This window comes from Palaeococcus sp. (in: euryarchaeotes), assembly GCF_053987695.1.
This window is the reverse complement of the sequence record NZ_JBMXHE010000055.1, coordinates 1-4,225: the sequence shown is the minus strand read 5'-3', so window position 1 is coordinate 4,225 and position 4,225 is coordinate 1. Positions and strand designations below refer to the sequence as shown.

Genomic DNA, 4,225 nt, shown 5'->3' with positions numbered 1-4,225 from the left:
TATGAGAATCAAAATTTCTCAACATTTATAAAGGATTGAGAACTAATATTTCTCAGGTGGTCATATGAAGCTGGGCGACATCTCATACATGAACCCATGGTGGGAGGGTAAAGAGGACTACCATGTGAGGCGCTGGAAGGAACAGAAAATCCGCTGGATGCCGGAATGGGTAAAAAAGCTCTCTCTTGAACCGTTCTCACTGAACTTCGTGCTCGGCCCGAGACAGGTTGGAAAAACTACGGGAATAAAACTCCTCATTCATGAGCTCCTGAAGGAGAAAGAACCCGAATCCGTGCTCTACATAAACGCGGAGATACTCCCCGACTATCACGAGCTCTCAAAGGTGTTGAGAGAATTTGAGCGGCTGAAAGAGAAGGCGGGCATAAAAACAGGATACATCTTTCTGGATGAAGCATCCTCGCTTGAAGGTTGGTGGAGAGGTGTTAAACCCCTTGTGGATGCGGGAGTTTTGGAGAGGGACATTGTCACGATTACCGGTTCAAGCTCTTTAAAGGTTAAACGGGACATTGAACTCTTTCCCGGGAGAAAGGGAAATGGAAAGACGCTTGAAATCATGCCGCTCTCGTTTTCTGAGTATGCTAGGGTGATGGGTCTCAGAAATCCGGAATTACACAGGGAAAGAACCATTGAGCTCTTCGAGGAATACCTCAAAACTGGAGGCTTTCCAGCATCAATAAACGGTCTCCCAATGGATGATCTCCTCGGAGCATACATTGGCGAGTTCGTTCGCTTTGGAAAGAGTCTTGAGATAGCAAGGGAAACGTTCTCCGCCATCATCCGAAGCGCCCCCTCCGCCACGAGCTTTCGAGCGCTAGCGGCTATGACATCGGGCTACTCTTACAAGGTGATCCAAAACTATATCGAGTTCTTCGGGGAGCTCTACCTTCTCAACATTGCGCACCTTAAACAGGGCAACCAGATACTCTACAGGAGGGAAAAGAAGTTCTTTTTCAGAGATCCACTCCTTGCGAGACTTTTCTCACTATGGAGCGGGGCGGAGCTGAGGGAAGACGCACTCTATGAGTGGATAGTGCAGGAGCATTTATACCGGAGATTTGGCGAGGTTTACTACTACCGCAACGGCTATGAGGTGGATGCCATAGCGGGTGGAATGAGAATAGAGATCAAAGCTGGAAAGGCTCACAGGAGGTATCCAAAGAACGTTAAGGTGCTGGAAAAAGACGAAGTTCCGTTTTTCCTTCTCACACTCCATGAGAAATAAAATAACGGGCTTTGACACCTTTTTCAAATTTTCTCACATTTATCCCTTAATTTTAAGTTTCCAGTGCATTCTTAATTTCTTCCTTAAACGTCTCTCTTTCTATGGGGAGCGATTTTATTGGAATGCCGTTCACCAACATCCAGTTCCGTTCCCTGGACACAAACTCTTCTGGATGTTCCCATCCATTCAACATTCTTATCTCCAGTTCCGGAGCAATTTCTTTCACTATTTCTTTACTCCTATGTGCCCAAAGATAAGTGAAGGGGCATGCAGGCTCGTAAAATATTAAGACTTTGCCGATATCCTCGTTGCTCCTCTTATATTCCTCTCCACCCTTCCAAAAGCCAGAATAGGGTTCTTTAAGCTCCCTCCCGCTGAAAGAGTAGTAAAGGTCTTCTTTAGTTATCTCTTTGAAGCCTAACCTCTTAAAGAACTCTGCCTGTGACAAAAACTCTCCCGTATCAAATACATGAGTGAGCAAAAATTCATATTTCCCTCTTGCCTTTTCAATGAGTTTCTCGACCATAGTCATTGCTATTCCCTTTCTTTGGGCTTCTAAAAGAGGATTGTATATGCAGTTGATGACTAAAACGTTTTCTCGCTTCAGACTTGTCGGGTCTGCTTTTTCAGGGTAGGTTAATAGCTGAGCGGCGGGCTTTCCATTGAAATATCCAACAAAGCCCACATCCCCATACGTTCTCAGCATCTCGAGAAGCCAAACCCTCTTGATCTCGACGCCTTTCTTGTACGCCTCACTGATGGTAGGAGGATTACACACTGAAATCATGTCCTCTATATTAGTTTCATCAACTTCTCTAATCTCAACCCTCATCCTCATACCTCCAGTAAAGTATGGTCACAACAAGCCAGCCAAATAAGAAGTTCGATAAAAGGACCTCCACAAAGTGCGCTCTTCTTATGACTTTTACCGTGAACTACCACCGCTATCGGTGAGAAAACCGCTGCGACAATAAATCCTTCTACAAAAAGCTTTGGAACTATCATGTAACCCAGCACCAGTGTATTAAGAAATGCAACTAAGAACCAGTATATTAAGTTCCCATCCTCTGACGATGCTCTTATCCCCGGAATGGGAAGCCAGAATAGAAAGGCTAAAATCAGGGTTAAAAATATCAACTTTGTCCAAGTATTTTTCAGTTTCATCCATACCCCTCTTCTCATGAATGAATTTATGAAATTAAAAAATGAAAGTTTGATATAATTCCACTCCTGTTTTTCTCTGATCTTCTGTCTTATATGGATTGTGCTCATGGATTGGAGGTGGAGAGGCAATGAAGTTTAAATACCAGTTCCCTCAACAATGTTGGTGGTGATATAATGAAGCCTGTAATTGGAATTACAACATCCTATCTATGGAAGAAAAAAGCTCTGTTCTTAAAGGAAGCCTATGTTAAAAGCGTCCAAAAAGCTGGGGGAGTTCCGGTTCTCCTAACGCCCTTTATGAATGTCGAAGATGCCCTTAAAATCGTAGATGGGATTTTATTTGCAGGTGGTGGTGATATTCACCCCAAACATTATAAAGAAGATATAAGCCCCAAGATCAGGAGCATTGAACCATACAGAGATCAATTTGAGATTGAACTCTTTAAAAAAGCCCTCGAGATGGGACTTCCAATTCTGGGCATATGCCGCGGTGTTCAGCTCATAAACGTGGCCCTTGGGGGAACCCTCTACCAAGATCTGGAGAGTGAGGTGGTAAACTCTATAAAGCACGACTGGTTTGCCAGAGGCGAGGATCTGCTCCCGAGGGATTATCCAGTTCATAACGTAAAAATAAAGCTCAATACAAAGCTTTTTGAGATTCTAAAACCAACTGTAGAAGTGGAGAGTGCAAGCGATGCTGTGCTTGAGGTAAACAGCTATCATCATCAGGCAATAAAGCGCCTTGGAGAAGGTCTCAAAGCAGTTGCCTATGCTCCAGATGGAGTTATAGAAGCTGTTGAAATGGGTGAAGGATTTGTGGTAGGGGTTCAGTGGCATGCGGAGTGTATGGGGAACATGCGTCCCCTCTTTGAAGCATTCGTTAATGAAGCCATGAGACAAAAACGGGATTAAGGGACGAGGTGCGAGGCATCACAGCTCGGATATGAGTAATACCCCTCACGGCAGGAACCAAAGGTTATCCCTCTCCTTTCTATCTTCTCCCTGGCTTCTTTCAGAATTTGAAATCTAAACTCCCTTGGCAAATAGTGGTAGCCTCCGATTTTATCTCCTTTTTCGTAAAGGGGAGAGAGTTTTTCCATCAGTTCGGGAAATTTCGCTTGCATCCTCCTCCATGAGTCCGGACGGAGCTTTAAGGTGGAAACTGTTATGTGAGAGACGAAGCTCAGAGCGTTAAGTGTTTTTTCAAAATCTCCCCATGTGTAAAAGGGAATTATGGGGTCGATTCGGGCATAAACAGGAATTCCCTCTTTTTTAGCCATTTTCAGTGCTCTTATCCTCTTCAGAGGGTCGGGAGCATTGGGCTCCAGAAGTTTAGCCTTTTTTGAGTCCACCGTGGTCACAGTTATCCCAACGGCACACTTAAGCTCCTTTAAAATGTCCAAATCGCGCTCAAAGAGGCTGGATTTTGTGAGGAGGAGACATCTAATGTTGTAGCGCTTAAAAAGTTCGAGAACCTTCCTCGTAATTTTGAGCTCTCTATCGATTGTGGGATAGGGATCGGATGAGTAGGAGAGAGCTATTATAAAGCGCTTGTCGAGCTTTCTAAGCTCTTTTTCGAGCCCCGACAAAAGCCCCTCTTTCGTCCTAACTTGGAATGCCCTTGGGATGTATGATGTGATGTAGCAGTAAACGCATGCATGATCGCAGCCGGTGTATATGTTTAACGTGTATTTGAAGGGACATGTGCACAGCTTGGACTTCCATGGATCAAAGGGTCGTAAATACATAACTAGAGGTTCCCAAAAGGCATTTAAAAAGATAATGCCAGTTTATGTGGGTGGTAGAATGAGTGATGAA

At 44.3% G+C, this 4,225-nt stretch carries 5 protein-coding genes; 2 read left to right on the top strand and 3 right to left on the bottom strand.

The window, feature by feature from the left end; translation table 11 throughout:
- Positions 1-64 precede the first annotated feature (64 nt).
- On the top strand, positions 65-1,243 hold the full coding sequence (locus ACXJGZ_RS04270; RefSeq protein WP_456398364.1) for an ATP-binding protein: 1,179 nt from the start codon (positions 65-67) through the stop codon (positions 1,241-1,243).
- Positions 1,244-1,295: 52 nt separating this feature from the next.
- Here ACXJGZ_RS04270 and ACXJGZ_RS04265 read toward each other — a convergent pair whose 3' ends face one another.
- Positions 1,296-2,075: a hypothetical protein gene (locus ACXJGZ_RS04265; protein WP_456398363.1), complete on the bottom strand. Its 780-nt coding sequence runs from the start codon at positions 2,073-2,075 to the stop codon at positions 1,296-1,298.
- Positions 2,076-2,077: 2 nt separating this feature from the next.
- A complete protein-coding gene (locus tag ACXJGZ_RS04260; RefSeq protein ID WP_456398362.1) occupies positions 2,078-2,407 on the bottom strand; it encodes a hypothetical protein in 330 nt (109 codons plus the stop codon).
- Between the two features lie 174 nt (positions 2,408-2,581).
- Here ACXJGZ_RS04260 and ACXJGZ_RS04255 point away from each other — a divergent pair, with 174 nt between their 5' ends.
- Entirely contained in the window at positions 2,582-3,319 is a 738-nt protein-coding gene (locus ACXJGZ_RS04255; RefSeq protein ID WP_456326453.1) for a gamma-glutamyl-gamma-aminobutyrate hydrolase family protein, read from the top strand.
- Here the strand turns inward: ACXJGZ_RS04255 and ACXJGZ_RS04250 are convergent.
- Positions 3,316-4,155: an SPL family radical SAM protein gene (locus tag ACXJGZ_RS04250; RefSeq protein WP_456398361.1), complete on the bottom strand. Its 840-nt coding sequence runs from the start codon at positions 4,153-4,155 to the stop codon at positions 3,316-3,318. The genes ACXJGZ_RS04255 and ACXJGZ_RS04250 overlap by 4 nt on opposite strands.
- Positions 4,156-4,225 lie beyond the last annotated feature (70 nt).